The following is a 24,516-nucleotide window of genomic DNA, read 5'->3' on the forward strand; positions in this document are numbered from 1 at the left end:
TCCATGGACGTCTTCGGCGAGGGCTGGCTGTTCTGGGGCATCGTGCTCGCGGTCGGCGTGCCGCTGCTGCTCGTCGTGCTCACCGAGGTGCTCGGCTGGCTGACTCGTCGGGGCAGCGCGGCCGCGGGCCCCGTGCGGCTGCTCCGCAACTGGGTCGTGCCGGTCGGGGCGCTCTTCGGCCTGCTGATCTTCGCGATCCAGTCGCCCGCCGAACAGGCGTGGGCGCGAGTCGTCGCCACCGTGCTCGGCTTCCTCGTGATCCTCCTCGTGCTGAGCGCCGTCAACGTCGCCCTCTTCGCGAACGCGAAGCCGGGCAGCTGGCGCGAGCGAATCCCGTCGATCTTCGTCGACCTCGGCCGGCTCGTGCTCATCGTCGTCGGTCTCGCCATCCTCTTCTCGTGGGTGTGGGACGCGGATGTCGGCGGCCTCATCGCCGCGCTCGGCGTCACGTCGATCGTCATCGGCCTCGCGTTGCAGAATGCGGTCGGCGGCATCATCTCGGGGTTGCTGCTGCTCTTCGAGCAGCCGTTCAAGCTCGGCGACTGGCTCGACACGGGCAGCGTGCGGGGCCGGGTCATCGAGGTGAACTGGCGCGCCGTGCACATCGACACCGGCGCCGGGGTGCAGATCGTGCCCAACTCCGCGCTCGCGAACTCCTCGTTCACCAACCTCAGCCTGCCGACCGAACTGCACCGGGCGATCGCCACCGTGACCTTCTCGACCGATGACCCGCCGCACGAGGTCATCGACCTCGTCGTCGACGTGGCTCGTGGGCTGCCGATGGCCGTGCCCGACACGCCACCCACGGCGCGATACCTGGGTGCCGCGAAGTACGAGGTCGAGGTGCCGGTCTCGGGTCCGGCCGCGGCGGATGACGCGATCTCGCTCCTGCTCGCGTGGCTCTGGTACGCGGCGAGACGGCGAGGGCTCTCGCTCGATGGCGACGCCACCGACCCCGTCGCCGAGCCCGCCCGGCTCGACGCCGCCCTCGAGCTCATCGGGCCGGCGCTGCGGTTGAGCGCCGAACACCGCGAGCGACTCGCGCCCGCCTGCCACCTCGAGCGCTACGGCACGGGCGAGGTCGTGCAGCAGCCCGACCGCGTGCCCGACATGCTGCGCATCGTCGTCGACGGTCGCCTGGCCCTGTCGATCGTGACCGATCGCGGTGCGATCGAATCCGGCTCGGCAGAGGTCGGCGAGTCCGTCGGCCAGACCGTGCTCACCCGCGAACCCTCGTTCGTGCGCGCCGTCGCCGCCGAGGTCACGACGCTCCTCGTGATGCCGCTCGCCGTCATCGACGAGATCGTGCGCTCGAACCCCGCCGTCGCGCGCGACATCGGCCAGGCGATCGAGAATCGGCGGCGCGCGGCATCCGATGCCCTCGCCGCCGCCGGCATCGTGCGCGGCACGATCGGCGGGCGGCGGTAGGCGGCCGCGCCGGGCCGCCGGTCGAGTCGGCCCGCCAAGGTGGGCCGTCGGTCGAGTAGGCCCGCCAGGGCCGTATCGAGACCTCGTGGGGTCTCGATACGCTCGCTGGCGCTCGCTACTCGACCGGCGGGGAGTCGGGCGAGCGCTCGGCGAGCATGTCGGTCATGAGGTCGATCTCCGATGTCTGGCTGTCGACGATCGACTGCGCGAGCGCCACCACGACATCGTTCGACGAGCGGTCGAGCACGGCATCGGCCATCTCGACCGCGCCCTGGTGGTGCGCGATCATGAGCTCGAGGAATCGGCGTTCGGCCGCGATGCCGGTCAGGCTGCGCAGCTCTTCCACCTGAGCCGGTGTCGCGAGCCCCGGCATGGGTGCGCCGGGCTGGTGAGTGCCCGGGTCGGATGTCGCGTGCGTGCCGTGCCCGGCGGCGCCGTCGACTGAGGGGCGGGTCATCCACGTCATCGACGGCTCGCGACCGGCCTGCGAGATGCCCCACTCGGCGAGCCAGCCGTACATCTGCCCGGCCTGCTGGGCCTGGGTCGTCGCGATGTCGTAGCCGAGCAGGCGCACCTCGGCGTCATCGGTCGCGTCGCGCACGATCATCGCGAGCTCGACGCCCTGCAGGTGATGCACCTGCATGTCGCGGGCGAAGCCGGCCTCGGCGCTCGTGTCGGCGGGCGTCGGGTCGGCGAGCGTCGAGAGCCGGCCGATCGAGAACGCCGCGATCGCAACGACGACGAGGGCGACGGATGCCACGGCGATGGCGGCCACTCGCCCCCCGCGACGCCGGTCGGACTCGACGACGTGCGACTCTGTGTTCGCGGTCACGTCACCTTGCCGGGAGCGTCGAAGGCCCCCGTGCACAGGGCGCCGGGCTCGGGCACGTTCTGGCTCTTCCAGTACTCCTCGAAGAACGTGGGAATGCGCTCGTCGTCGGCCGCGTCGACGGCGAGCTGCGTGTTCCAGCCGCTCAGCACGATCGGCGACGGCAGGTCGTCGAACGGCGAGAGCACCACGTAGGTCGATGGCAGTTGCTTCTTCAGCGCCTCGAGCTCTGCGGCGGGAAGATCGGAGTCGTAGGTCACCCAGATCGCGCCGTGCTCGAGCGAGTGCACCGCGTTCTCGTTGGGCACCGGCTGCTCGTAGACGCCGCAATTGAGCCACATCTGATTGTGCTCGCCGCCGGCCGGCGGGGTCTGCGCGTAATCGACGACGCCCTCGACGTGTCCGGCCTCGTTCTCGAAGGTCTCGACGCCCTCGATCTTCGTGCCGTCGCCGCCCGCGCTGTACGAGGCTGCCTGGGGGGTCAGCACGATCGCCGCGACGATGAGGCCGACCACGGCGACGCCGCCGACGACCGCCGACCAGATGCCGATGCGCCGGTTGCGCTTGGCGCGGGCTTCACGCTTCTTGAACTCGGCGAGCTTGCGTTCGCGTTCTGCGGCGCGTTGCGCCTTCACGCTCAACTGCTTCTTCACGGCGGGGGGAACGGGGGGGGTCGCGCTCACGCGGGGGCCTCTCGATCGGGGACGTCCGTCCAATACGAACGTATGCAGCTGTGAGAATGCCGGGTCGTGGCATCCGCTCGATCGCTTCAACCTCGCGCCGGGCTCGGCGGCGCCGTGGCCGCCCGCGCGATCACCCGTCGACAGCGGCGGGGTGCGCAGTAGGATGGCCAGGTGATCCTCGAGCTGTGTTGTCGCTGACGCCGACGTCGACCGACCCAGCACGCCCGATCGTTCGCCGCTCTCGTCCGCCCACGAAGCGGGCCGAGCCGACCAGCTAGGACACCAGCATGAAGTTCGCAGAAACCATCGTCGACCTCGTCGGCAACACCCCGCTCGTGAAGCTGCAGCACGTCACCGAGGGGGTGACGCAGGCGACGGTGCTGGTCAAGCTCGAGTACCTGAACCCCGGCGGTTCCTCGAAAGACCGCATCGCGGGCCGCATCATCGACGCGGCCGAGCGCGAGGGCAAGCTGAAGCCCGGCGGCACGATCGTCGAGCCGACCTCGGGCAACACCGGCGTGGGCCTCGCGCTCGTCGCGCAGCAGCGTGGCTACAAGTGCATCTTCGTCTGCCCCGACAAGGTCGGCGAAGACAAGCGCAACGTGCTCACGGCCTACGGCGCAGAGGTGGTCGTGACGCCGACCGCGGTCGCACCCGACAGCCCCGAGTCGTACTACGGCGTCTCCGACCGGCTCGCGCGTGAGATCCCGGGCGCATTCAAGCCCGACCAGTACTCCAACCCCAACGGGCCGCGCTCGCACTACGAGACCACGGGCCCCGAGATCTGGCGCGACACCGACGGCGAGGTCACGCACTTCGTCGCCGGCGTCGGCACCGGCGGCACGATCACGGGCACCGGTCGGTATCTGCGTGAGGTGTCCGAAGATCGCGTGCGCATCATCGGCGCCGACCCCGAGGGTTCGGTCTACTCGGGCGGCACCGGCCGGCCGTACCTCGTCGAAGGTGTCGGCGAAGACTTCTGGCCGTCGGCCTACGACCCCGCGGTGCCGCACGAGATCATCGCCGTCTCCGACGCCGAGTCGATCGCGATGACCCGGCGGCTCGCGCGCGAAGAGGGCATCCTCGTGGGCGGTTCGAGTGGCATGGCCGTGGTCGCGGCGCTCAAGGCCGCGGCATCCGCCGGCCCCGACGACGTGATCGTCGTGCTCCTGCCCGACGGCGGTCGCGGCTACCTCGGCAAGATCTTCAATGACAAGTGGCTGCGCGCCTACGGGTTCTCGAACGCTCCCGCCGGCCACACGATCGCCGAACTGCTCGCTGCCAAGGCCGACCGCATCGAGCCGCTCGTCTACGTGCACCCGAACGACACCGTGCGCGAGGCGATCGACCGCATGACCGAGACCGGCGTCTCGCAGCTGCTCGTGCTCGCGGCCGAGCCGCCGGTGGTGCTCGGCGAGGTGCTCGGCGCGCTGCACGAAGCGGCGCTGCTCGAACTCGTCTTCTCGGGTCAGGCGAAGCTCACCGACAAAGTCTCGAGCGTCGTGGGCGAGTCGCTGCCACTCATCGGGGTCAACGAGCCCGTGGCATCCGCTCGCTCGGCGTTCTCGTCGACCCCCGCGATGCTCGTGACCGACGGCGGCAAGGCGCTCGGCGTGATCACTCGCACCGACCTGCTCAGCTACCTCTCGCACTGACCGGGCCCCGAACGCCTACACCACACGCTTTCCAGGAGAACCCCATGCACGACAACGCCCGCTTCGACACCCGCGCGATCCACGCCGGGCAGGAGTTCGACCCGACGACCGGCGCGGTGATCCCGCCCATCTACGCCACCTCGACCTACGTGCAAGACGGCATCGGCGGGCTACGCGGCGGTTACGAGTACTCGCGCGGCGGCAATCCGACCCGCACCGCGCTCGAGACGCAGCTCGCGGCGCTCGAGGGTGGCGCCACCGGCCTGTCGTTCGCCTCGGGCCTCGCGGCCGAAGACGCCCTGCTGCGCACGCTCCTCGCGCCCGGCGACCACGTCGTGATCGGCAACGACGTCTACGGCGGCACCCACCGGCTCATCCGCCGGGTGCACGGCGCGTGGGGCGTGCGGCACACGACGGTCGACACGAGCGACCTCGACGCGGTGCGCGGGGCGATCGAGCCTGGCACGAAGGTGCTGTGGATCGAGACGCCGTCGAATCCCCTGATGAAGATCTCGGATGTCGCGGCGCTCGCCGAGCTCGGCCGGGCGGCGGGCCTGCTCGTGGTCGTCGACAACACGTTCGCCTCACCCGCGCTGCAGCAGCCCCTCGCGCTCGGCGCCGACGTCGTGGTGCACTCGACGACGAAGTACCTCGGCGGCCACTCCGATGTCGTCGGCGGCGCCCTCGTGTTCGCAGCCGGGCTCGGCGACGCGCCCGGCGTCGGTGCCGGCTCCGGTCGCACCGAACTCGCCGACCTCGCCGAGCGCGTGACGTTCACCCAGTTCGCGGCGGGGGCGGTTTCGGGCCCGTTCGACGCGTTCCTCACCTCGCGCGGCATCAAGACCCTTGGCGTGCGCATGGAGCGGCACAGCTCGAACGCCCTCGCGATCGCGCGACGTCTCGAGGAGCACGCCGGCATCGAGCGCGTCTTCTACCCCGGGCTCGAGTCGCACCCCGGCCACGAGCTCGCCGCCCGGCAGATGTCGGGCTTCGGAGGCATGCTCTCGATCGCGCTCGCCGGTGGCGGGGCGGCGGCGCGGCGCTTCGCCGAGTCGACCGAGTTGTTCCAGCTGGCAGAGTCGCTCGGCGGCGTCGAATCGCTCGTGAACTATCCCTCCGAGATGACGCACGCTTCGGTGAAGGGCACCGAAGCCGAGGTGCCCGAGTCGATCGTGCGGCTCTCGGTCGGCATCGAAGACGTCGACGACCTGCTCGCCGACATCGACGGGGCGCTCGCGCGGCTGGCGTCGGTCGAGTAGCAACGAAGGAGCGTATCGAGACCAGGTGGCGAGGTCTCGATACGGCGCTGGCGCGCCTACGCGATACGGCGCTGGCGCGCCTACGCGACCGGCGTTCAGGGTGGGAGAATGGGAGCAGGCGCGCGGCACGAACCGGCGCCTCAGGAGATGAGCTCTCATGGTCTGGTTCTGGATCACCCTGATCGTCGTCGGCATCCTCGCGATCGTCCTCCTCTTCATGTCGGTGAAGATCGTGAAGCAGTACGAGCGCGGCGTGGTGCTGCGATTCGGCCGGTTGCAGAGCGTGCGCGAGCCGGGCATCCGGTTCATCATCCCGATCGTCGACGTGATGATCAAGGTGTCGCTGCGCATCGTGACGCTGCCGATCCAGTCGCAGGGCATCATCACGAAAGACAATGTCACCGTCGGGGTGTCGGCCGTGGCCTACTACCGCGTCGCCGATGCGGTGAAGTCGGTGATCGCGATCGAGAACGTGAAGTCGGCGATCGAGCAGATCGCGCAGACCACGCTTCGACGCGTCGTCGGTCAGCACCATCTCGACGAGGCGCTCGCCGACACGGCTGCGCTCAACGCCAACATCCGCGAGATCCTGGATGTCACGACGCTCGACTGGGGCGTCGAGGTCACACTCGTCGAGCTGAAGGACATCCTGCTGCCCGACTCGATGAAGCGCGCCATGGCGAAGCAGGCCGAGGCCGAGCGCGAGAAGCGGGCGAAGATCATCGCGGCCGAGGGCGAGTCGCTGGCGGCCGTGCAGCTCGGCGTCGCGAGCGACACGATGATGTCGCATCCGCTCGCCCTGCAACTGCGCACCCTGCAGACGCTCGTCGAGGTCGGGGTCGACAAGAACACGCTCGTCCTCTTCCCGGCGCCGCTCATGGCCTCGATCGGCGAGCTCACGAGCTTCATCGATCGGGAGGCGGCGGTCGCGCAGGTGCGCGGACCCTAGGCGCAGTTAGACCGGCGCGATTCCGTTCCGGTAGGCCCAGATGACGATCTGCACCCGGTCGCGGAGCGAGAGCTTGGTGAGCACCCGACCGATGTGCGTCTTCACCGTCGCCTCGGCGAGGTAGACGGTTCGGGCGATCTCGGCGTTGCCCAGGCCTTGCGCCACGAGCCGTACGATCTCGAGTTCGCGCTCGGTCAGGCTCGCCTCGGCGGCCGCGCGCCGACCCGGATCGGGGATCCTGGGAAGCATCAGCTCGACGAACCGGCTCGTCGTCGATGGGGCGAGCACTGCATCGCCGCGGTGCACCGCTCGGATCGCCGCGGCCAGCTCGTCGACCGAGGCGTCCTTCAACAGGAACCCGGATGCCCCGGCGCGCAGCGCCCCGAAGACGTACTCGTCGGCATCGAACGTCGTGAGCACGAGCACCCGTGTGCCGGCATGGTGTTCGAGGATCTCGCGGGTCGCGTCGACGCCGTCGAGCTGCGGCATCCTGATGTCCATCAGCACGACATCGGGGGAGAGGCGCGCCGTCGCGCGCACGGATTCGGCACCCGTCGCGGCCTCGCCGACGACTTCGAGGTCGGCCTGGGCATCGACGCTCGCGACGATGCCGGCTCGCACGAGGTCCTGGTCGTCGACGACGAGCACGCGGATCATACGGTGGGCTCCGCCCGCGTCGGCACCGTGGCGGTCACCGTGAAGCTGCCGTCACCTGCGTCGACGGTCGTGAGGCTTCCGCCGACCGCACGCAGTCGTTCGCCCATACCAAGGAGCCCGAGTCCGGGTTCGATCGTCTCGGCGCCGCCTCGCACGCGCACCCGGTCGTTCGTGATGATCACGGACAGCCGATCGTCGTCCCACCTCAGCGCGAGGTCGACGATCGCGCCGGGGTGCGCGTGCTTGGCGACGTTGGTGAGCGCCTCCTGCACGACGCGGTAGATCGCAACCTGCGCGGCCGCCCCGATCGGAGTCGCCGTGCCCTCGGTCGAATACGCGATGACGCAACCGAGCGAACGCCCCCGTTCGATCAGCTCGGGGAGCTCGGCGAGGGTCGGCTGCGGGAGCGGCCGCGCGTGGGGCGAAGCCTCGTCGTCGCGGATGCCTCGGAGCAGCACCCTGATCTCGTGCAGCGAATCTCGTGCGGTGTCTTCGATCACGGTGAGCGCCGAGGTCGCTCGCGCCTCGTCGAACCGGGCAACCCGGGCCTGGCCGACGATCACCGCAAGGGAGTGGGCGAGCACGTCGTGCATGTCGCGCGAGATGCGGGCGCGCTCCTCGAAGGCAGCGAGCTCCTCGCGCTGCACGCGCTCGCGGCGTTCGCTCTCGGCCCGCTGTTCGGCGAGGTCCGTCGCCAGCAGCTGGGACCGTCGAAGGAGACCCATCGTCCACGCGCACAGCACGACCGCGGTGAAGAGCACGAAGAGCAGCCACGGCGACGGCCCGAATCCGGAGTCCACGACGTTCGGGTCTGTGGCGTAGCGGCCCGCCGCGGCGACGGACCCGACGAGCCCGATCACGAGCGGCATCCGACGTGTTCCGTACGCGGTCGCGGCGTAGAGCGCGATCACGAACACGAGGGACGACGGCAGTACGAAGAACAGGCCCGTGACGGCGACCTCGCCACCGACGCACGCCGCGATCACGAGCAGCGCGACCGACGGGTGCGAGCGCCGCCACAGCAGCGCGGCATGCCCGACGGCCGCGAGCGCGACCACCACCCAGGCGCCGGGGGCCGGGATCGACGCGAACGCGACCAGCGCCGTGAGCGGCAGCAGCATGATCGCGGCAGCGGCGACGAGGAGTACGTCGGAGCGCGTCGGTCTCATGATCACACCACCCAACCTATGCGGCGATGCTCGCTCGGGCGCGAGCGTTCTCGGCATCGCGAGTCGCACCGCGAGCATCGATGAATCCGAGTGTCGCGGTGAGCATCACCACTCCGAGTGCGAGCCACGTGCCGTAGACACCCAGCACCATCAGGGTCGCCCCATCGCTTGCGAACTCGACTGAACCCGCCGCGACTCCGGTCGCTTGCGCCAGCAGCCCGAACACCATGAGGAACCCCATGCTGAGCAGTGCCATCGACGCGAACCAGCCGCCGGCGACGAGCAGCCATGCCGGGAGGGGTACGCGCTGTGATGAGGTAAGGAGCAACACGAGCACGAGTGCTGCGCTGAAGGACAGGAGTTCCATCACTGGGAAGCCGGCGGCGAGGTCGACCGGGGGGTTCGAGTGACCCTGTGCCCACCACACCAGTTTCAGCAACGGATAGGGAACGGCGAAGGCGACGGCGCACCACGCCACGGCGATGCGTGTGCGAGCGGATGCCGCGGCGCCGGCGGCATCGCGGGTATGACCGCCGCGGAGTCGCCATGCCCAGGCGACGGTGACGAGTGCGGCGAGGAGGCTCGCGGCCCGTGCGGTCGCGCCAGGCCAGTCGACGGTCGCGAAGTCGCCGGACGGGATGCCCGTGGCCCAGAAGAATGCGCGGAACCCGTCGAGGACGGCTCCTCCCGATGCGCCGAAGAAGAATACCGCCGCGGCCCAGCCGAGCACGCCTGCCGCACGCATTCCGCGCGTCGAGCTCGTCTTTCGCGCAACGAGCAGAGACCCGAGAGCCAGGGCCACGGCGATGAAGGCGAGCCAACGAGGCGGGAAGACCCGCACGTACTCCTCGGTTGGGCCGATCGCGAGGGATGCGGCGGCGGTGAGGGCGGCGACGGCTGCCGCGCCGATCGTGGCGGCGATGAGGATCGGGCCCGCCGTTCGAGAGTGTTTCGTGATCATGCGCCCAGCCCAGTCGATGTCGACTCGGCGCACATCCACCGAGGGTCGCGGCGACGGGCGACCTCGGTTGCGACATTTGGCAGAAAATCATCGACGGGTGGCGATGCTGCCAGCGGCGAGCGTCGGCGGGATGCCCCAGAATAAGCGAGTGACCACGAATCAGCCCGGGGCAGCGACCGGCACGACAGCGAATGGCGCGGCGGCCACGGGCACGGCAGCGACCGGCACGACGCAACCCGCCCACCGCGGCAGTCTCGGCCTCGTGCAGGGCACCGCGCTCTACATCGCCAGCGTGCTCGGCACCGGCATCCTCGTGCTGCCGGGCCTCGCCGCCGCCGCCGCCGGCCCCGCCTCGATCGTCGCCGTGGCCGCGGTGCTCGTGCTGTCGATTCCGCTCGCCGGCACCTTCGCGGCGCTCTCGGCGCGCTACCCCGACGCCGGCGGCGTGGCGAGCTTCGTGCGCCGTGCGCTCGGCGGCACCGCCGCCCGCATGACCGGCTACTGGTTCTACTTCGGCGTCTGCGTGGGGGCTCCGGTGCTCGCCGTGCTCGGCGGCGAATACGTCGTGGCCGTGCTCGGCATCGACCGGTCGGCCGTGCCGATCATCGGCTTCGCGGTCTTCGTGCCCCCGTTCGTGATCAACTGGTTCGGTGTGCGCGTCGCGGGGTGGGTGCAGTTCGTGCTGACCGGCCTGCTGATCGCCGTCGTCGTGGGCGTCGTCGCCGCCACCTTCCCCGCGGTCGAAGTGTCGAACTTCGAACCGTTCCTGCCCAACGGCTGGAGCGGCGTGTGCGTCGCGATCAGCCTCTTCGTGTGGGCATTCGCCGGCTGGGAGGTGGGCACGCACATCGCGGGGGAGTTCAAGAACCCTCGGCGCACCATTCCGCTCGCCACCGCGATCGCCGTGGCCGTCGTGGGCGTCGCCTACCTCGCGCTGCAGTTCGTCACCGTCGCGGTGCTCGGCGATCGGGCGGGCGACAGCCAAGTGCCGCTGCTCGACCTCGTCGAGACCACCGCGCCCGGCATCGGCCCGGTGCTCGTGGCGATCATCGCGGCGATCGTCACCGTGGGGGTCATGAACGCCTACCTGCCGGCGTTCGGCAAGCTCGGTGCCGCGCTCGGGCGCGACGGCGACCTGCCGAAGTTCTTCGCCAAGGGAGCGGCCGACGGCGAGGTGCCGCGCCGGGCGCTCGCGCTCACCGGCGTGCTGATCGTCGTCTACTTCGGGCTCATGCTGCTGAACAACCTCGACCTCACGGGGTTCATCCTCATTCACACGAGCAACATGGTGGCGATCTACGCCGCCGGCATGCTCGCCGCGACCCTGCTGCTGAAGCGCTGGTCGTTCGGGTGGTGGCTCGCCGTCGTCGCGACGATCATGACCGCGGGGCTGCTCGTGCTCGCCTGGACGAACCTCGTGGTGCCGCTCGTGCTCGCCGTGGCCGCCGTCATCGTCACGATCGTTCGCCGGGTGCGGCGTCGTCGGCATCCGGTGCCGACTGATGCGGCGGCGCCCGCGCCGACCGAGTTGGTCGGCGCCGGCATCGTGGCCGGCATCGCCCCAGGCGTCAGTTCCCCTTCGAACACCACTGCAAAGGACACCGCGTGACTGAGTACCGAGCCCACTTCGACGCCGACATCGCCTTCGTGAACGGAGGCGGTCTTCATGCCGAGGCATTCCGGCTCGACGTGCCGTCGCCCGAGATCTCCGAGAGCGAGGTCGGCGAACTGCTCGTGCGCCACCTCGGGCTCACGCTCGTCGGCCGGGTCGTGCTCACGAACCTCGAGATCGTCGAAGAGGCGCACCGTGGCTCGCGCGGCGTCGGCGTCGCGGGCGAGGTCGGCGACGCGGCATCCGCTGCCCAGCCAGGGTCGCGCGGCCGGCTCGTCGACCTGAGCCACACGATCAGTGCCGGCCTCGTCACCTATCCCGGCCTGCCTGCGCCCTCGATCGCGCCGCACCTCACGCGCGAGGCGTCGCGCGAGAAGTACGCGCCCGGGACCGAGTTCGCGCTGGACGTCATCACGATGATCGGCAACACCGGCACCTACCTCGACAGCCCGTTCCACCGCTATGCCGACGGCGGCGACCTCGCGAGCCTGCCGCTCGAGACGCTCGTCGGCGTGCCGGCCGAGGTCTTCCGGGTGACGGATGCCACTGAGCGCGGCATCCCCGCCGAGGTCTTCTTCGATCGCGACCTCGCCGGCACGGCGGTGCTGCTGCACACGGGCTGGAGCCGTCATTTCGGGCGACCCGAATACGGCACGGGCGCACCGTTCCTCACCGAGGCGGGCGCGCGGCACCTCGCCGACGCCGGGGTCGCGATCGTCGGCATCGACTCGCTCAACATCGATGACACCGAGTCGGGCGGCGAACGGCCGGCGCACTCGATCCTGCTGCACGCCGGCATCCACGTGGTCGAGCACCTGACCGCGCTCGACGAGGTGCCCGTGCGCGGTGCGCGCTTCACGGCCGTGCCGCCTCGAGTGTCCGGGTTCGGGACGTTCCCCGTGCGCGCGTTCGCGGAGGTGCCTGCGCTCGGAGTCGCGGACCAGGGCTCGCCCTTGAGCTGAGCACGGATCCGCGACGGTTCCCTCGTCGCCGCGCGGTGCGCTATTCCGGATCTTGTCGCCGACACGCCGCCCGCTCGCCGCGGCGCGCCGGGCCGGCATCAGAATCTCCGGAGTTGCGCACGCGCACTCGAACCCGCGCCGCGTTGCGGTGGCATCCGTCGTCTTCGTGCGTGAGGATGGACAGATGATCGCTCCCGAGTACTCCCTCCGCGACGGCAATACGATCCCGGCGCTGGGGCTCGGCACGTACGGACTCGACGATCAGGCGGGCATCGACGCGATCACCGCGGGCATCGCCGACGGCTATCGCCTGATCGACACCGCCTACAACTACGGCAACGAAGAGGCTGTCGGCGAGGCGATCCGCCGCACCGACGTCGATCGCAGCGATCTCGTGATCACGACGAAGCTACCTGGCCGCCACCACGGCTTCGACGAGACCATCGCGAGCTTCGAGGAGTCGCGCTCGCGTCTCGACCTCGACTGGGTCGACCTGTACCTGATCCACTGGCCGCTGCCGCGCATCGACAAGTTCGTCGAGAGCTGGCGGGCGATGATCTCGCTGCGCGAGAAGGGGCTCGTGCGGGCGATCGGCGTCTCGAACTTCACGCAGGCGCAGCTCACCCGCCTCATCGACGAGACCGGCGTCGTTCCGGTGGTCAACCAGGTCGAGCTGCACCCGTACTTTCCTCAAGACGAGTTGCGCGCCTTCCACGACGAGCACGACATCCGCACCGAGAGCTGGAGCCCGCTCGCGCGGCGCACCGAACTGCTCGCCGAGCCGACCGTCACCGAGATCGCCGAGACGCACGGCGTCTCGCCAGCGCAGACCGTGCTGCGCTGGCACGTCGAGCTCGAGGCGGTGCCGATTCCGAAGTCGTCGGATGCCGCGCGCCGACGTGAGAACCTCGACGTGTTCGGTTTCGCGCTCACGAGCGAAGAGGTCGACGCCATCTCCGCCCTCTCGCGGGGCCGCATCTGGGGCGCCGACCCCGAGACGCACGAGGAGTTCTGACGCCTCTGATCGACCGGGGCGCGAGAGCGTCGGCTGACCGGTCTGCACCTCGCGGCATCCGACTTGAGCTCAAGTGGGGTTGAAGTCGTAGGCTCGAGAGAGTGACCGAACCGACCGCTCCGACGCCAGCGCCGCCCTCGACCGCCGATCACGATGCCTCGGGGGTCGCGTCGGCCGCGGCATCCGCTGCCCCGTCGTCGCCGAGGCCGGGCGACACGGCAGAGCCGACCCGCCCGGTGCCCGCGAAGGGGCCGCTGTCGATGCCCTACCGGTGGCTGTCGATCGGCATGTTCTCGCTCATCTTCCTCGCCGCGTTCGAGGCGATGGCGGTCACGACGATCATGCCGCTCGTCGCCGAGCAGCTCGACGGCGAGTCGCTCTTCGCCCTCGCCTTCGCGGTGCCGCTCGCCGCCGGCATCATCGGCATGGTGATCGCCGGCAACTGGACCGACCGCTCCGGGCCGATCCCGTCGCTCGTGACCTCGGCCGTGCTGTTCGTGATCGGCCTCGTCATCGCCGGCACCGCCGTGAACATGGAGGTGTTCATCGTCGGGCGCTTCGTGCACGGGCTCTCGGGCGCGGCGGTCATCGTGCCGCTCTACGTCATCGTCGGGCGGGTCTACCCCGAGGCGCTGCGAGCTCGGGTCTTCGCGGGCTTCGCCGCGGCCTGGGTGATCCCCTCGATCGTCGGGCCGTTCCTCGCCGGCGTCGTCGCCGAGGCGATCAGCTGGCACTGGGTGTTCCTCGGTGTGATCGTGCTGATGGTTCCGGCCGCGGCGATGATGCTCGCGCCGATCCTTCGCGTGCGCGATCAGGTGCAGGGCGACCCCTCGGTGCAGTGGAGCATCAGCCGAGTCGGCTGGGCGACCCTCACCGCTGCTGCAGCGCTCGGGGTGTCGCTCTCGAAGGAACTCGGCGACCCGTGGCGCTGGGTCGTCGCGTTCGCCGCGATCGCGCTCGCCGCCTACGCCGCCCGGCCGTTGCTGCCGCCGGGCACCCTTCGGGCCGCGCGCGGCATGCCCGCGACCGTGATGCTCAAGCTCATCGTGGCCGGCGCGTTCTTCGGCAGCGAGATCTACCTGCCGTACCTCTTCATCGAACGCTACGAGTTCTCACCGAGCCTCGCGGGTGCGGTGCTCACCGGCGCCGGCGTCTCATGGGCAGCGGCATCGTGGCTGCAGGGCCGGCTCGAACGAGTCTCGAACACCCAGGCCGTGGTCTGGGGGTCGATCCTGCTCGCGGTGGCGCTCGTCGTGGTGCTGGCCGTGGCGGTGTTCACCCTGCCGCCCGCGATCGCGTTCGTCGCGTGGACGCTCGCCGGTGCGGCGATGGGCTTCATGTACCCCCGCTTCTCGGTCGCAGTGCTCGCGCTCTCGCCGGTCTCGGCGCAGGGCTTCAACAGTGCAGCCCTCACGATCTCGGAGTCCCTCGGTGCGGCCATCGCCCTCGCCATCACGGCGCTCGTCGCGAGCGCGGCCGGCGCCGGCATGTTCGCCGCGGACTTCGCGGTGACCGCGGCGATCGCGATCGTGGCCGTGCTGTTCGCGAGCCGAGTGCGGCCGCGCGCCGAGAGCTGAGCGAGGAGCGCCCGCGCGAGACCGACGGGAGCGCGCGGGGCCGCGCGTCGCTACTTCGCCGCGCGCTTCGGCGCGATGAGGCTGCGCCCGCCGAGGAACTCGACCATCTCGACTGCCGTCGCCTCGAGCACCGGCCCGCGGCCGAACTCCCAGCCGGCGTCGGTGGCCCGAAGGGCGTGCCACTTGATCACGGCGCGAATCTCGGTCGGGGCGGTGGCCGCGAGATGGAGCGCCACCGCTCCGCTCGTGAGCGGGGCGAGCATCGGCGCCAGCGTGGTCTGGCGCACCACGGCGAGGTACAGCAGAACGGCGTGGCTCAGCAGTCGCACCGGGATCTTGCGAGGCCCGGTGCGTGCGAAGTGGGCGAGGCCCCGCAGTCGTGCGGCGGGCTCGCTCTCGGTCGGCTGCACGCCTCGGGGCACGACCCTCGCCAGGTCTCGATCGGCGAGGTGCACGGATGGCTCGGTGTCGATCACGACGGCGGCCTGCTCGAGCACCTCGGCGTACTCCACGCGACGGTCGGAGTGCACGGCCGATTCGTCGGCCCGGTCTCCTTGCGAGAGCGGGAGGTACCGCATGAAGTCGTTCACGACTCCATTCTCCTCGCTCCGTTCTCGCTCTCGACCGCATGAGGACGTTCGGAGCGCTTCTCGCGCGCCCGAATTCGATGTGACTGTCACACATGTGACGGTCACATTCCTCGTCGCGGATGGCATACTGAATGCTCGAACGCATGTGAACGTGCACATGCGCATCGCGAACGGGGTTGATCGTGTCAGACGAGCTGCAGCGGGGGCGAGCCCCGAGCATCCGCGATGTGGCCAGGCTCGCCGGCGTCTCTCACCAGACTGTCTCGCGCGTGCTGAACCACCACCCGAGCCTCCGCCCCGAAACGAAGCAGCGCGTGCTCGACGTCATGGCCGAGCTGCAGTACAAGCCCAACCGCGCCGCGCGGGCCCTCGTCACGAGCCGCTCGCGCACGCTCGGAATCCTCGCGGCGTCGAGCACGCAGTACGGCCCGGCGTCGAGCATCGCGGCGATCGAGACGGCTGCGAGGGCGGCCGGCTACTGGGTGAGCACGGCGAACATCGAGTCGTCGGATGCCGCGTCGATCGCCGACGGCCTCGAGCACCTCGCCGCGCAGAGCATCGAGGGACTCGTCGTCATCGCGCCGCAGGTGCGCGTGTTCGACACCCTCGCCCAACTCTCGATCGACGTGCCGTTCGTCACCCTGCAGACCACCGATCGCGACCTCGGCCCGACCCTGTCGGTCGACCAGATCGCGGGCGCGAGGCTCGCGACCCGGCACCTGATCGAGCTCGGCCACCGCAACATCTACCATCTCGCCGGACCGCAGGACTGGATCGAGGCCGAGGCGCGAATGCGCGGGTTCCTCGATGAGATGAGCGCTCAGGATGTCGCGACGACTGCGCCGATCCTCGGTGACTGGACCGCGGAGTTCGGATACTACGCCGGGCGAGAGCTGCTCACGGTGCGCGACTTCACCGCGATCTTCGCGTCGAACGACCAGATGGCCCTCGGGCTGATGCACGCCGTGCGCGACGCCGGGCTCGACATTCCGCGCGACGTCTCGATCGTCGGCTTCGACGACATCCCCGAGGCGGCGCACTTCTGGCCACCGCTGACGACGGTGCGGCAGGACTTCGCCGAGATCGGCCGCCGTTGCGTCGCCCTGCTGATCGGGGCACTCGACCCGAGCGCGCTCGAGCATCGCCAGTCGATCGTGCCCGAGCTCATCGTTCGCGGCTCCACGGGAGCGCCGTCGTTCTGAGCCCCGCGCCGTCTCGTTACCGTTCTGTAACCCGGCCGAGTTGACAGATCGATCGATCGTGGGGCTAACATGAAACTCGCCATGTGAACGGTCACATTGATCGGGCACCGGCAGCAACCCTGGCCCGACAAAGGAGTCCGACGTGACCACCGCATGCTCCGCGCACGACAGCCGCCTGGCTTTCCGCCCGGCCGCCGCGTGCCGAAGGACCGTGCGATGAGCGGATTCGGGCCGCAGGTCGAGGTGACGATCGCGCGCGTTCGCGCCGACATCGCCAAGCGTCACGCCGACCTCGTGAAGTACGGCCTCGTCGTGTGGACGGGAGGCAACGTCTCGGGCCGAGTGCCCGGCGCCGACCTCTTCGTGATCAAGCCGAGCGGCGTCGGCTATGACGAACTGGCGCCCGAGAACATGATCCTCTGCGACCTCGACGGCAACGCCGTGGCGGGCACGCCCGGCAGCGAGCAGGCGCCCTCGAACGACACCGCGACGCACGCCTACGTCTACCGCAACATGCCCGAGGTCGGCGGCATCGTGCACACCCACTCGACCTACGCCTCGGCGTGGGCGGCTCGTGGCCAGCAGATCCCGTGCGTGATCGCGCCGATGGCCGCGGAGTTCGGCGGCCCGGTGCCCGTGGGCCCGGTGTCCACGATCGGCGATGACTCGATCGGCCGGGGCATCGTCGAGACACTCGCGGACCATCGCAGCCGAGCGGTGCTCATGCGCAACCACGGCCCGTTCACGATCGGCGCGACCGCGCGAGACGCCGTGAAGGCCGCGGTACTGCTCGAAGACGTCGCGCGCACCGTGCACCTCGCTACTGAGGGCGGCACTGTCGAGCCCATGCTGCAGGGCGAGGTCGACGGACTCTTCAGCCGTGCGCAGCTGGCCGGCACGCGCTCGCGCTCCGCCGGGCGTGCGAAGTCGGCCAAGGCCGCCGCGAAGTCGTCGGCGAAGGCCGCGGCAACGACCGCGAAGCCGACGAAGGCCGCCAAGACCACGAAGACCACGCACTCGACGACAACGAAGGCGACGGCAGCGGCGACGACCGCCGCGCCCGCCTCGACCGCCACGACACCGCAGACCGGAGCGGCGGCATCCGATGCCCGCCAGAAGGTCGCAGACCGACGATGACGCATCGATCGGCCACAAGGCTTGCGCAGCCCGCCCCCACGGGCCGGCGCGAGGGGAGACGACCGGCATGGACACGGCCGACTCCGTCTGTCACCAAGACAACGACGTCCATTGATTGACACAGTGAAAGGACACACCGTGAAGAACTCGAAGAAGGTGCTTCTCGCAACGCTCGCGGCCGGGTCGATGCTCGCGCTCGCCGCGTGCTCGGGCGGCGCCGGCGGCGACAGTGGTGACGGCGGCGGCGAAGGCGGCCTCATCGGCGTCGCGATGCCCACGAAGAGCTCGGAGCGCTGGATCCAGGACGGCGACGCCGTCAAGGAGCAGCTCGAGGAGCAGGGCTTCACCGTCGACCTGCAGTACGCAGAAGACGACATCCCGACCCAGGTCTCGCAGATCGAGAACATGATCACCAAGGGCGCAGAAGCCCTGATCATCGCCTCGATCGACGGCACCACGCTCACGAGCGTGCTGCAGGATGCCGCTGACGCGGACATCCCCGTCATCGCCTACGACCGCCTCATCCGCGACACCGAGAACGTCAACTACTACGCGTCGTTCGACAACTTCGTCGTCGGCCAGCAGCAGGCATGGTCAGTGCTCAACGGCCTCGGCCTCGCTGAGCTCGACGGCACCCCGATCGAGGGCGCGCCCGCAGGGCCGTTCAACATCGAGCTGTTCGCCGGCTCGCTCGACGACAACAACGCGTTCTTCTTCTTCGACGGTGCGATGGACGTGCTCCAGCCGCTCATCGACGACGGAACGCTCGTCGTGAAGTCGGGTCAGACCGACATCGAACAGGTCGCGACGCTCCGCTGGGACGGCGAGACCGCTCAGAGCCGCATGGAGGACATCCTCACGGCCGACTACTCCGACGGCTCGACCGTCAACGCGGTGCTCTCGCCGTACGACGGCATCTCGCGCGGCATCATCTCGGCCCTCACCGACGCCGGCTACACGGTCGGCGAAGGCTGGCCGGTCATCTCCGGCCAGGACGCCGAGCTCGACTCGGTCAAGGCGATCAACTCGGGCGAGCAGTTCGCGACCATCTTCAAGGACACTCGTGAACTCGCGTCCGTCGCGGTCGACATGGCTGCCGCCATCCTGAACGGCGAAGAGCCCGAGGTGAACAACACCGAGGACTACGACAACGGCGTGAAGGTCGTGCCGTCGTTCCTGCTCGAGTCGCAGATCGTCGTCAAGGACAACATCACCGAGGTTCTCGTCGACAGTGGCTACTGGACCGAAGAGGAAATCAAGGGTTAGTCAGCACCGGTACACGTCGACCGGATTCGGTTGCCCCGCGTGTCGGGGCCTGAGCGGGAGTACTCTCGCCTCAGGTCCCGACCGCGGCGGTATCCAAATCCGGTCGCCCCACCCGGCAATGAAGCAGGAGCAAGGATGACCACCAACATTCTCGAGATGCGCGGCATCACGAAGACGTTCCCGGGCGTGAAGGCCCTGTCGAACGTCACCCTCGGGGTCGAGCGCGGCGAAGTGCACGCCATCTGCGGCGAGAACGGCGCCGGCAAGTCGACCCTCATGAAGGTGCTGTCGGGCGTCTACCCGCACGGCACCTACGACGGCGACATCGTCTTCGAGAACGAGACGGTGGAATTCCGCGACCTCACCGACAGTGAGGCCAAGGGCATCGTCATCATCCACCAGGAACTGGCGCTCAGCCCGTACCTGTCGATCGCCGAGAACATCTTCCTCAACAACGAGTTGAAGGGCCGCGGCGGCCTCATCGACTGGAACAAGACGAACTTCGAGGCGTCGAAGCTGCTCGCCCGGGTCGGCCTGCGCGAGAACCCGACGACCAAGATCATGGACATCGGCGTCGGCAAGCAGCAGCTCGTCGAGATCGCGAAGGCGCTCTCGAAAGAGGTGAAGCTCCTCATCCTCGACGAGCCCACCGCGGCACTCAACGACGAAGACTCCGATCACCTGCTCGACCTGATCCTGCACCTCAAGGGGCAGGGCATCACGTCGATCATCATCAGCCACAAGCTCAACGAGATCAAGAAGGTCGCCGACTCGGTGACGATCATCCGCGACGGCAAGACGATCGAGACGATCGCGAAGCAGGATGTCACGGAAGACCGCATCATCAAGGACATGGTCGGCCGTGACCTCGAGCACCGCTACCCCGACCACACGCCGAACATCGGCGAAGAGCTGCTTCGGGTCGAAGACTGGACGGCGCACCACCCGCAAGACACCTCGCGCGTCGTCGTCGACAGCGTCAACATCAACGTGCGCGCCGGTGAGATCGTCGGCATCGCCGGCCTCATGGGCGCAGGGCGCACCGAGTTCGCGATGAGCCTCTTCGGGCAGTCGTACGGCTCGAGAATCAGCGGTCGCGTGTTCCTGCGCGGCAAGGAGATCAAGACGCGCACGGTCGCCGAGGCGATCGACCACGGCATCGCCTACGCCACCGAAGACCGCAAGACCTACGGCCTCAACCTCATCGAGGACATCAAGCGCAACATCTCGATGGCGTCGCTCAAGAAGCTCGAGAAGTACGGCCTCGTGCACGACAACGAGGAGTACAAGGTCGCCAACGAGTACCGCAAGTCGATGAACATCAAGGCGCCGAACGTGCTCGTGAAGACCGGCAAGCTCTCGGGCGGCAACCAGCAGAAGGTCGTGCTGTCGAAGTGGATCTACTCCGACCCCGACGTGCTCATCCTCGACGAGCCGACCCGCGGCATCGACGTCGGCGCGAAGTACGAGATCTACTCGATCATCAATCGCCTCGCCGCCGAGGGCAAGGGCATCATCGTGATCTCGTCGGAGCTGCCAGAGCTCCTCGGCATCTCCGATCGCGTCTACGCGCTCTCCGAGGGCCGCATCACGGGTGAGCTCCCGGTTGAAGAAGCCACCCCCGAGGCGATGCTCAAGCTCATGACCATGGAAAAGCCCCGCTAGGGCTCGGCGAACCCCGAGACACGACGAAGACACGGAGACACCATGTCGAACACCCCAACCCAGACCCCGCCCACCGGCGACACGCAGGCGGTCGGCGCGAACATCAACCCGGTCAGGAACTCGTTCACCGAGCGCCTGAGCCACGTGCTCGCCGACCTCGGCAAGAACGGCATCTTCATCGCGCTCATCGCGGTGGTCGTGCTGTTCTCGATCCTCACCAACGGCATCCTGCTGCGGCCGCAGAACATCTCGAACCTCGTGGTGCAGAACGGCTACATCCTCGTGCTCGCGATCGGCATGGTGATGGTCATCATCGCCGGCCACATCGACCTCTCGGTCGGTTCGGTGGCAGCCTTCGTCGGCGCCTGTTCCGGTGTCTTCGCCGTGCAGTGGGGCATGCCGTGGTGGCTCGCGGTCATCCTCTCGCTCGGCATCGGCGCGCTCGTGGGCGTCTGGCAGGGCTTCTGGATCGCCTACGTCGGCATACCGGCGTTCATCGTGACTCTGGCCGGCATGCTCATCTTCCGCGGCCTCGCACTCGTCGTGCTCGGCAACGCGAACATCGGCTCGTTCCCGGTCGAGTACCGCGCGCTCGGCAACGGCTTCCTCACCGACGTGTTCGGCGAGTTCGAGATCGATCCGCTCACGCTCGGCGTCGGTGCGATCGCCATCATCGCGCTCATCGTGCAGCAGGTGCGCACCCGCCGCGGCCGCCAGAAGTACGGCCAAGAGGTCGAGCCGATGACCTGGTTCATCATCAAGCTCGTGCTCGTCTCGGCCGCGATCGGCTTCTTCGCCTACTCGCTCGCCTCGTACAAAGGCATCCCGATCACGCTCATCATCCTCGCGGTGCTCGTGCTGGTCTACGGCATCGTCATGAACCGCACGGTCTTCGGCCGCCACATCTACGCGATCGGCGGCAACCGCCACGCGGCCGAGCTGTCGGGCATCAAGACGCGTCGCGTCGACTTCTGGCTCTTCGTGAACATGGGCGTGCTCGCGGCGCTCGCCGGTCTCATCTTCACCGCGCGATTGAACCTGGCAGGCCCGAAGGCCGGTGACGGCTTCGAGCTCGAGGCGATCTCGGCGGCCTTCATCGGCGGTGCGGCCGTACAGGGCGGTGTCGGCACCATCGGCGGTGCGATCATCGGTGGTCTCATCATCGGTGTGCTCAACAACGGCATGTCGATCATGGGCATCGGCATCGAGTGGCAGCAGGCCGTCAAGGGCATGGTGCTGCTGCTCGCGGTGGCGTTCGACGTCTACAACAAGCGCCGCTCGGGCGGTCAGTAGCAGCAATCATGAACGGGCGGATGTCGTGTGCAGGTCACGCGGCATCCGCCCCTTCGTCGTTTCAGGGCAGCGGATGCCGCGGCATCCGCTGCTGCAGATCTCGGGTTGAGGCGCTGGGTCGTGAGCGCTAACATGGGAATTCCGTTAGCGCTAACAAAGCTGGCGTGAGAACGCGTCCGACAGAGGAGTCACCATGCCCGATGCCACCGAGCAGCACGCCAGCGGCGTCGACGGCAGGCCCGAGTTCACCCCCGAGATCGAGGCGGCCATCGCGACCGTGCGCGCTGACGTGGCGCGGCTGCACGGCGAGCTGACCCGCAACGGGCTCGTCGTCTGGACGGGCGGCAACGTCTCGGGCCGAGTGCCCGGCGCCGACCTCTTCGTGATCAAGCCGAGCGGCGTGAGCTACGACGACCTCGCCCCCGAGAACATGATCCTCTGCGACCTCGACGGCAACGTGATCCCGGGCACGCCCGGCTCCGACCGCAGCCCGTCGAGCGACACCGCGGCGCACGCCTACGTCTACCGCAACATGCCCGAGGTCGGCGGTGTCGTGCACACGCACTCGACGTTCGCGGTCGCCTGGGCGGCACGCGGCGAGTCGATCCCGTGCGTGATCACCGCGATGGCCGACGAGTTCGGCGGCCCGATCCCCGTCGGCCCGTTCGCGATCATCGGCGACGACTCGATCGGCCGCGGCATCGTCGAGACGCTCAGCGGTCACCGTTCGCCGGCGGTGCTCATGCAGAACCACGGGCCGTTCACGATCGGTGCCGACGCGAAGGCCGCGGTCAAGGCCGCCGTCATGGTCGAAGACGTCGCGCGCAGCGTGCACTACGCCCGCGAGGCGGGCCCCCTGATCCCCATTCCGCAAGACGCGATCGACCGGCTCTACGACCGGTACCAGAACGTCTACGGGCAGAGCGAAGAGGCACGTTCATGACCGAGTCCACCGACCCGCAGGCGCGCGCGCTCGCCGACGCCAAGGCTGCGATTCTCGAGGGGCGCACCTCGCTCGGCATCGAGTTCGGCTCCACCCGCATCAAGGCCTGCCTCGTGGGCGACGACCCCACGGTCGTGCTCGCCGTCGGCAGCCACGAGTGGGAGAACCGCTTCGAGGGCCGCGTGTGGACCTACTCGCTCGACGACGTGTGGACGGGCCTGCAGGCGGCCTACGCCGACCTGGCTGCTGACCTGCGGCGCCGCTACGACGTCACGCCGTCGACCTTCGGCGCGATCGGCGTCTCGGCGATGATGCACGGCTACCTCGCCTTCGACGCGAACGACGAGCTGCTCGTGCCGTTCCGCACCTGGCGCAACACCTCGACCGGGCCGGCTGCGGCCGAGCTCAGCGAGCAGTTCGGCGTGAACATCCCGCTGCGCTGGTCGATCGCCCACCTGCACCAGGCCATCCTCGACGAAGAGCCGCACGTCGGGCAGCTCGACTTCGTCACCACGCTCGCCGGTTACGTGCACTGGCGGCTCACGGGTCGCAAGGTGCTCGGCGTGGGCGACGCCTCGGGCATGTTCCCGATCGATTCGACGACGAACGACTACGACAGCTCGCTGCTGGAGGTCTACGGCCGGCTCGTGGCGCAGCGCGCACCCGGCGTGCATCTCACCGAACTGCTTCCGGCAGTGCTGCCCGCCGGCCGGGCCGCCGGTGAACTCACCCCCGAGGGCGCTGCGCTGCTCGACCCGTCGGGCGCGCTGCAGCCCGGCGCGCCGCTGTGCCCGCCCGAGGGTGACGCCGGCACGGGCATGGTCGCGACCGGCTCGGTCGCCCCGCGCACCGGCAACGTCAGCGCCGGCACGAGCATCTTCGCGATGGTCGTGCTCGAGCGGCCACTCGAGCACGCGCACCACGAGCTCGACCTCGTGACCACGCCGGCGGGCGACCCCGTTGCGATGGTGCACTGCAACAACGGCGCGAGCGAGCTCGCGGCGTGGGCCGGCATGTTCGCCGAGTTCGCCGGTGCCGCCGGCCTCTCGGTCGACAACGACACCGTGTTCGAGGTGCTCCTGCGGCAGGCCCTCGACGGCGAGGCCGATGCCGGCGGGCTGCTCGCCTACAACCACCTCGCCGGCGAACCGATCGCGGGACTCACCGAGGGGCGGCCGCTCTTCGTGCGCACCCCCGACAGCCGCCTCACGCTCGCGAACTTCATGCGCGCCCAGGTCTACGGCGTCTACGGCACGCTCAGCCTCGGCATGCGCGTGCTCGCCTCCGAGGGCGTCGAGCTCGACCGCATGCTCGCCCACGGCGGCATCTTCCGCACCGCCGGTGTCGCCCAGGGGTTCCTGGCCGGGGCGCTCGACGCCCCGGTCGCCGTCGGCGAGACGGCGTCGGAGGGCGGGGCCTGGGGCATCGCCGTGCTCGCGTCGTACCTGTCGTCTGCCGCCGAGATCGACCTGGCGGGCTACCTCGACGAGCGCGTCTTCGCGAGCGCCGAATTCGACACCGTCGACCCCGAACCGGCGGATGTCGCCGGCTTCGCCGCCTTCCTCGACCGCTACCGGTCGGGGCTGGCCGTCGAAGCCGCCGCCGTCGACGCGCTGTGAACGCCGCACCGACCATGAACTTCCCACCACTCACGAACCTCGCAC

At 69.3% G+C, this 24,516-nt stretch carries 20 protein-coding genes and 1 pseudogene; 15 read left to right on the forward strand and 6 right to left on the reverse strand.

Translation table 11 applies throughout. The features are described from left to right. The first annotated feature begins 3 nt into the window (after positions 1 to 3). On the forward strand, positions 4 to 1,428 hold the full coding sequence (locus tag H521_RS21225) for a mechanosensitive ion channel family protein (RefSeq protein WP_022891560.1): 1,425 nt from the start codon (positions 4 to 6) through the stop codon (positions 1,426 to 1,428). Between the two features lie 115 nt (positions 1,429 to 1,543). Here H521_RS21225 and H521_RS0103040 read toward each other — a convergent pair whose 3' ends face one another. Both H521_RS0103040 and H521_RS0103045 read right to left on the reverse strand, forming a co-directional pair. Beyond that, entirely contained in the window at positions 1,544 to 2,260 is a 717-nt protein-coding gene (locus tag H521_RS0103040; protein WP_022891561.1) for a DUF305 domain-containing protein, read from the reverse strand. After that, the gene (locus tag H521_RS0103045; RefSeq protein ID WP_022891562.1) at positions 2,257 to 2,940 is read right to left on the reverse strand and encodes a thioredoxin-like domain-containing protein; all 684 of its coding nucleotides are present in this window, start codon (positions 2,938 to 2,940) and stop codon (positions 2,257 to 2,259) included. Before H521_RS0103045 ends, H521_RS0103040 begins: the two co-directional genes overlap by 4 nt. A gap of 287 nt (positions 2,941 to 3,227) precedes the next feature. Between H521_RS0103045 and H521_RS0103050 the strand changes: the two genes are divergently transcribed. From H521_RS0103050 to H521_RS21230, 3 genes are all read left to right on the forward strand, one after another. After that, entirely contained in the window at positions 3,228 to 4,595 is a 1,368-nt protein-coding gene (locus H521_RS0103050; protein ID WP_022891563.1) for a cystathionine beta-synthase, read from the forward strand. Positions 4,596 to 4,639: 44 nt separating this feature from the next. Then, positions 4,640 to 5,854, forward strand: a complete 1,215-nt coding sequence (locus H521_RS0103055; protein ID WP_022891564.1) for a cystathionine gamma-synthase — start codon at positions 4,640 to 4,642, stop codon at positions 5,852 to 5,854. A gap of 157 nt (positions 5,855 to 6,011) precedes the next feature. Further along, on the forward strand, positions 6,012 to 6,803 hold the full coding sequence (locus H521_RS21230) for a slipin family protein (RefSeq protein ID WP_022891565.1): 792 nt from the start codon (positions 6,012 to 6,014) through the stop codon (positions 6,801 to 6,803). A 6-nt stretch (positions 6,804 to 6,809) separates the two neighbouring features. Here H521_RS21230 and H521_RS21235 read toward each other — a convergent pair whose 3' ends face one another. Genes H521_RS21235 through H521_RS24865 form a run of 3 tightly spaced genes read right to left on the reverse strand, consistent with a single transcriptional unit; the run spans position 6,810 to position 9,590 of the window. Beyond that, positions 6,810 to 7,460 carry a response regulator gene (locus tag H521_RS21235; RefSeq protein ID WP_022891566.1) on the reverse strand — a complete coding sequence of 217 codons (651 nt, stop codon included), beginning with the start codon at positions 7,458 to 7,460 and terminating at the stop codon, positions 6,810 to 6,812. Continuing rightward, positions 7,457 to 8,629, reverse strand: coding sequence for a sensor histidine kinase (locus H521_RS0103070; RefSeq protein ID WP_156891253.1), 1,173 nt, complete (start codon positions 8,627 to 8,629; stop codon positions 7,457 to 7,459). Before H521_RS0103070 ends, H521_RS21235 begins: the two co-directional genes overlap by 4 nt. 16 nt (positions 8,630 to 8,645) lie before the next feature. Further along, positions 8,646 to 9,590, reverse strand: coding sequence for a hypothetical protein (locus tag H521_RS24865; protein ID WP_156891254.1), 945 nt, complete (start codon positions 9,588 to 9,590; stop codon positions 8,646 to 8,648). A gap of 148 nt (positions 9,591 to 9,738) precedes the next feature. Between H521_RS24865 and H521_RS21245 the strand changes: the two genes are divergently transcribed. From H521_RS21245 to H521_RS21255, 4 genes are all read left to right on the forward strand, one after another. Continuing rightward, complete coding sequence (locus H521_RS21245) at positions 9,739 to 11,199, forward strand: APC family permease (RefSeq protein WP_245560919.1); 1,461 nt, start codon at positions 9,739 to 9,741, stop codon at positions 11,197 to 11,199. Continuing rightward, positions 11,196 to 12,164, forward strand: a complete 969-nt coding sequence (locus tag H521_RS21250) for a cyclase family protein (RefSeq protein ID WP_022891570.1) — start codon at positions 11,196 to 11,198, stop codon at positions 12,162 to 12,164. Before H521_RS21245 ends, H521_RS21250 begins: the two co-directional genes overlap by 4 nt. Before the next feature lie 184 nt (positions 12,165 to 12,348). Further along, positions 12,349 to 13,179 (forward strand): aldo/keto reductase, encoded by an 831-nt coding sequence (locus H521_RS0103090; RefSeq protein WP_026481839.1) that lies wholly within the window; start codon positions 12,349 to 12,351, stop codon positions 13,177 to 13,179. A gap of 101 nt (positions 13,180 to 13,280) precedes the next feature. Then, entirely contained in the window at positions 13,281 to 14,756 is a 1,476-nt protein-coding gene (locus tag H521_RS21255; protein WP_022891572.1) for an MFS transporter, read from the forward strand. A gap of 50 nt (positions 14,757 to 14,806) precedes the next feature. Here H521_RS21255 and H521_RS0103100 read toward each other — a convergent pair whose 3' ends face one another. Next, complete coding sequence (locus tag H521_RS0103100) at positions 14,807 to 15,346, reverse strand: hypothetical protein (RefSeq protein WP_022891573.1); 540 nt, start codon at positions 15,344 to 15,346, stop codon at positions 14,807 to 14,809. Between the two features lie 182 nt (positions 15,347 to 15,528). Here H521_RS0103100 and H521_RS0103105 point away from each other — a divergent pair, with 182 nt between their 5' ends. The 7 genes and pseudogenes from H521_RS0103105 (at position 15,529) to H521_RS0103135 (ending at position 24,471) form a co-directional block, all read left to right on the forward strand. Further along, complete coding sequence (locus tag H521_RS0103105; protein WP_026481840.1) at positions 15,529 to 16,548, forward strand: LacI family DNA-binding transcriptional regulator; 1,020 nt, start codon at positions 15,529 to 15,531, stop codon at positions 16,546 to 16,548. A gap of 216 nt (positions 16,549 to 16,764) precedes the next feature. Further along, a pseudogene (locus H521_RS21260) lies at positions 16,765 to 17,436 on the forward strand (L-ribulose-5-phosphate 4-epimerase); the annotation flags it as partial. Between the two features lie 435 nt (positions 17,437 to 17,871). Further along, the gene (gene chvE / locus H521_RS0103115) at positions 17,872 to 18,951 is read left to right on the forward strand and encodes a multiple monosaccharide ABC transporter substrate-binding protein (protein ID WP_051159170.1); all 1,080 of its coding nucleotides are present in this window, start codon (positions 17,872 to 17,874) and stop codon (positions 18,949 to 18,951) included. 135 nt (positions 18,952 to 19,086) lie between these two features. After that, positions 19,087 to 20,616 carry a multiple monosaccharide ABC transporter ATP-binding protein gene (gene mmsA, locus H521_RS0103120; RefSeq protein WP_022891577.1) on the forward strand — a complete coding sequence of 510 codons (1,530 nt, stop codon included), beginning with the start codon at positions 19,087 to 19,089 and terminating at the stop codon, positions 20,614 to 20,616. Positions 20,617 to 20,658: 42 nt separating this feature from the next. After that, positions 20,659 to 21,909: a multiple monosaccharide ABC transporter permease gene (gene mmsB / locus H521_RS0103125; RefSeq protein ID WP_022891578.1), complete on the forward strand. Its 1,251-nt coding sequence runs from the start codon at positions 20,659 to 20,661 to the stop codon at positions 21,907 to 21,909. Positions 21,910 to 22,102: 193 nt separating this feature from the next. Further along, the gene (locus tag H521_RS0103130) at positions 22,103 to 22,852 is read left to right on the forward strand and encodes an L-ribulose-5-phosphate 4-epimerase (protein WP_022891579.1); all 750 of its coding nucleotides are present in this window, start codon (positions 22,103 to 22,105) and stop codon (positions 22,850 to 22,852) included. Then, positions 22,849 to 24,471 (forward strand): xylulokinase, encoded by a 1,623-nt coding sequence (locus H521_RS0103135; RefSeq protein WP_022891580.1) that lies wholly within the window; start codon positions 22,849 to 22,851, stop codon positions 24,469 to 24,471. The genes H521_RS0103130 and H521_RS0103135 overlap by 4 nt, the downstream gene beginning before the upstream one ends. Positions 24,472 to 24,516: the final 45 nt, after the last annotated feature.

The sequence above is a fragment of the Agromyces subbeticus DSM 16689 genome (genome assembly GCF_000421565.1).
Classification (GTDB): domain Bacteria; phylum Actinomycetota; class Actinomycetes; order Actinomycetales; family Microbacteriaceae; genus Agromyces; species Agromyces subbeticus.

What these genes read in the sequence shown, in the direction of transcription:
- H521_RS0103050 (WP_022891563.1), top strand. Translation starts at nt 3,228, where the DNA reads ATGAAGTTCGCAGAAACCATCGTCGACCTCGTCGGCAACACCCCGCTC.
- H521_RS0103070 (WP_156891253.1), bottom strand. Translation starts at nt 8,629, where the DNA reads ATGAGACCGACGCGCTCCGACGTACTCCTCGTCGCCGCTGCCGCGATC.
- H521_RS21225 (WP_022891560.1), top strand. Translation starts at nt 4, where the DNA reads ATGGACGTCTTCGGCGAGGGCTGGCTGTTCTGGGGCATCGTGCTCGCG.
- H521_RS0103130 (WP_022891579.1), top strand. Translation starts at nt 22,103, where the DNA reads ATGCCCGATGCCACCGAGCAGCACGCCAGCGGCGTCGACGGCAGGCCC.
- H521_RS0103135 (WP_022891580.1), top strand. Translation starts at nt 22,849, where the DNA reads ATGACCGAGTCCACCGACCCGCAGGCGCGCGCGCTCGCCGACGCCAAG.
- chvE (WP_051159170.1), top strand. Translation starts at nt 17,872, where the DNA reads ATGCTCGCGCTCGCCGCGTGCTCGGGCGGCGCCGGCGGCGACAGTGGT.
- H521_RS0103055 (WP_022891564.1), top strand. Translation starts at nt 4,640, where the DNA reads ATGCACGACAACGCCCGCTTCGACACCCGCGCGATCCACGCCGGGCAG.
- H521_RS0103090 (WP_026481839.1), top strand. Translation starts at nt 12,349, where the DNA reads ATGATCGCTCCCGAGTACTCCCTCCGCGACGGCAATACGATCCCGGCG.
- H521_RS24865 (WP_156891254.1), bottom strand. Translation starts at nt 9,590, where the DNA reads ATGATCACGAAACACTCTCGAACGGCGGGCCCGATCCTCATCGCCGCC.
- mmsA (WP_022891577.1), top strand. Translation starts at nt 19,087, where the DNA reads ATGACCACCAACATTCTCGAGATGCGCGGCATCACGAAGACGTTCCCG.
- H521_RS21235 (WP_022891566.1), bottom strand. Translation starts at nt 7,460, where the DNA reads ATGATCCGCGTGCTCGTCGTCGACGACCAGGACCTCGTGCGAGCCGGC.
- mmsB (WP_022891578.1), top strand. Translation starts at nt 20,659, where the DNA reads ATGTCGAACACCCCAACCCAGACCCCGCCCACCGGCGACACGCAGGCG.
- H521_RS21230 (WP_022891565.1), top strand. Translation starts at nt 6,012, where the DNA reads ATGGTCTGGTTCTGGATCACCCTGATCGTCGTCGGCATCCTCGCGATC.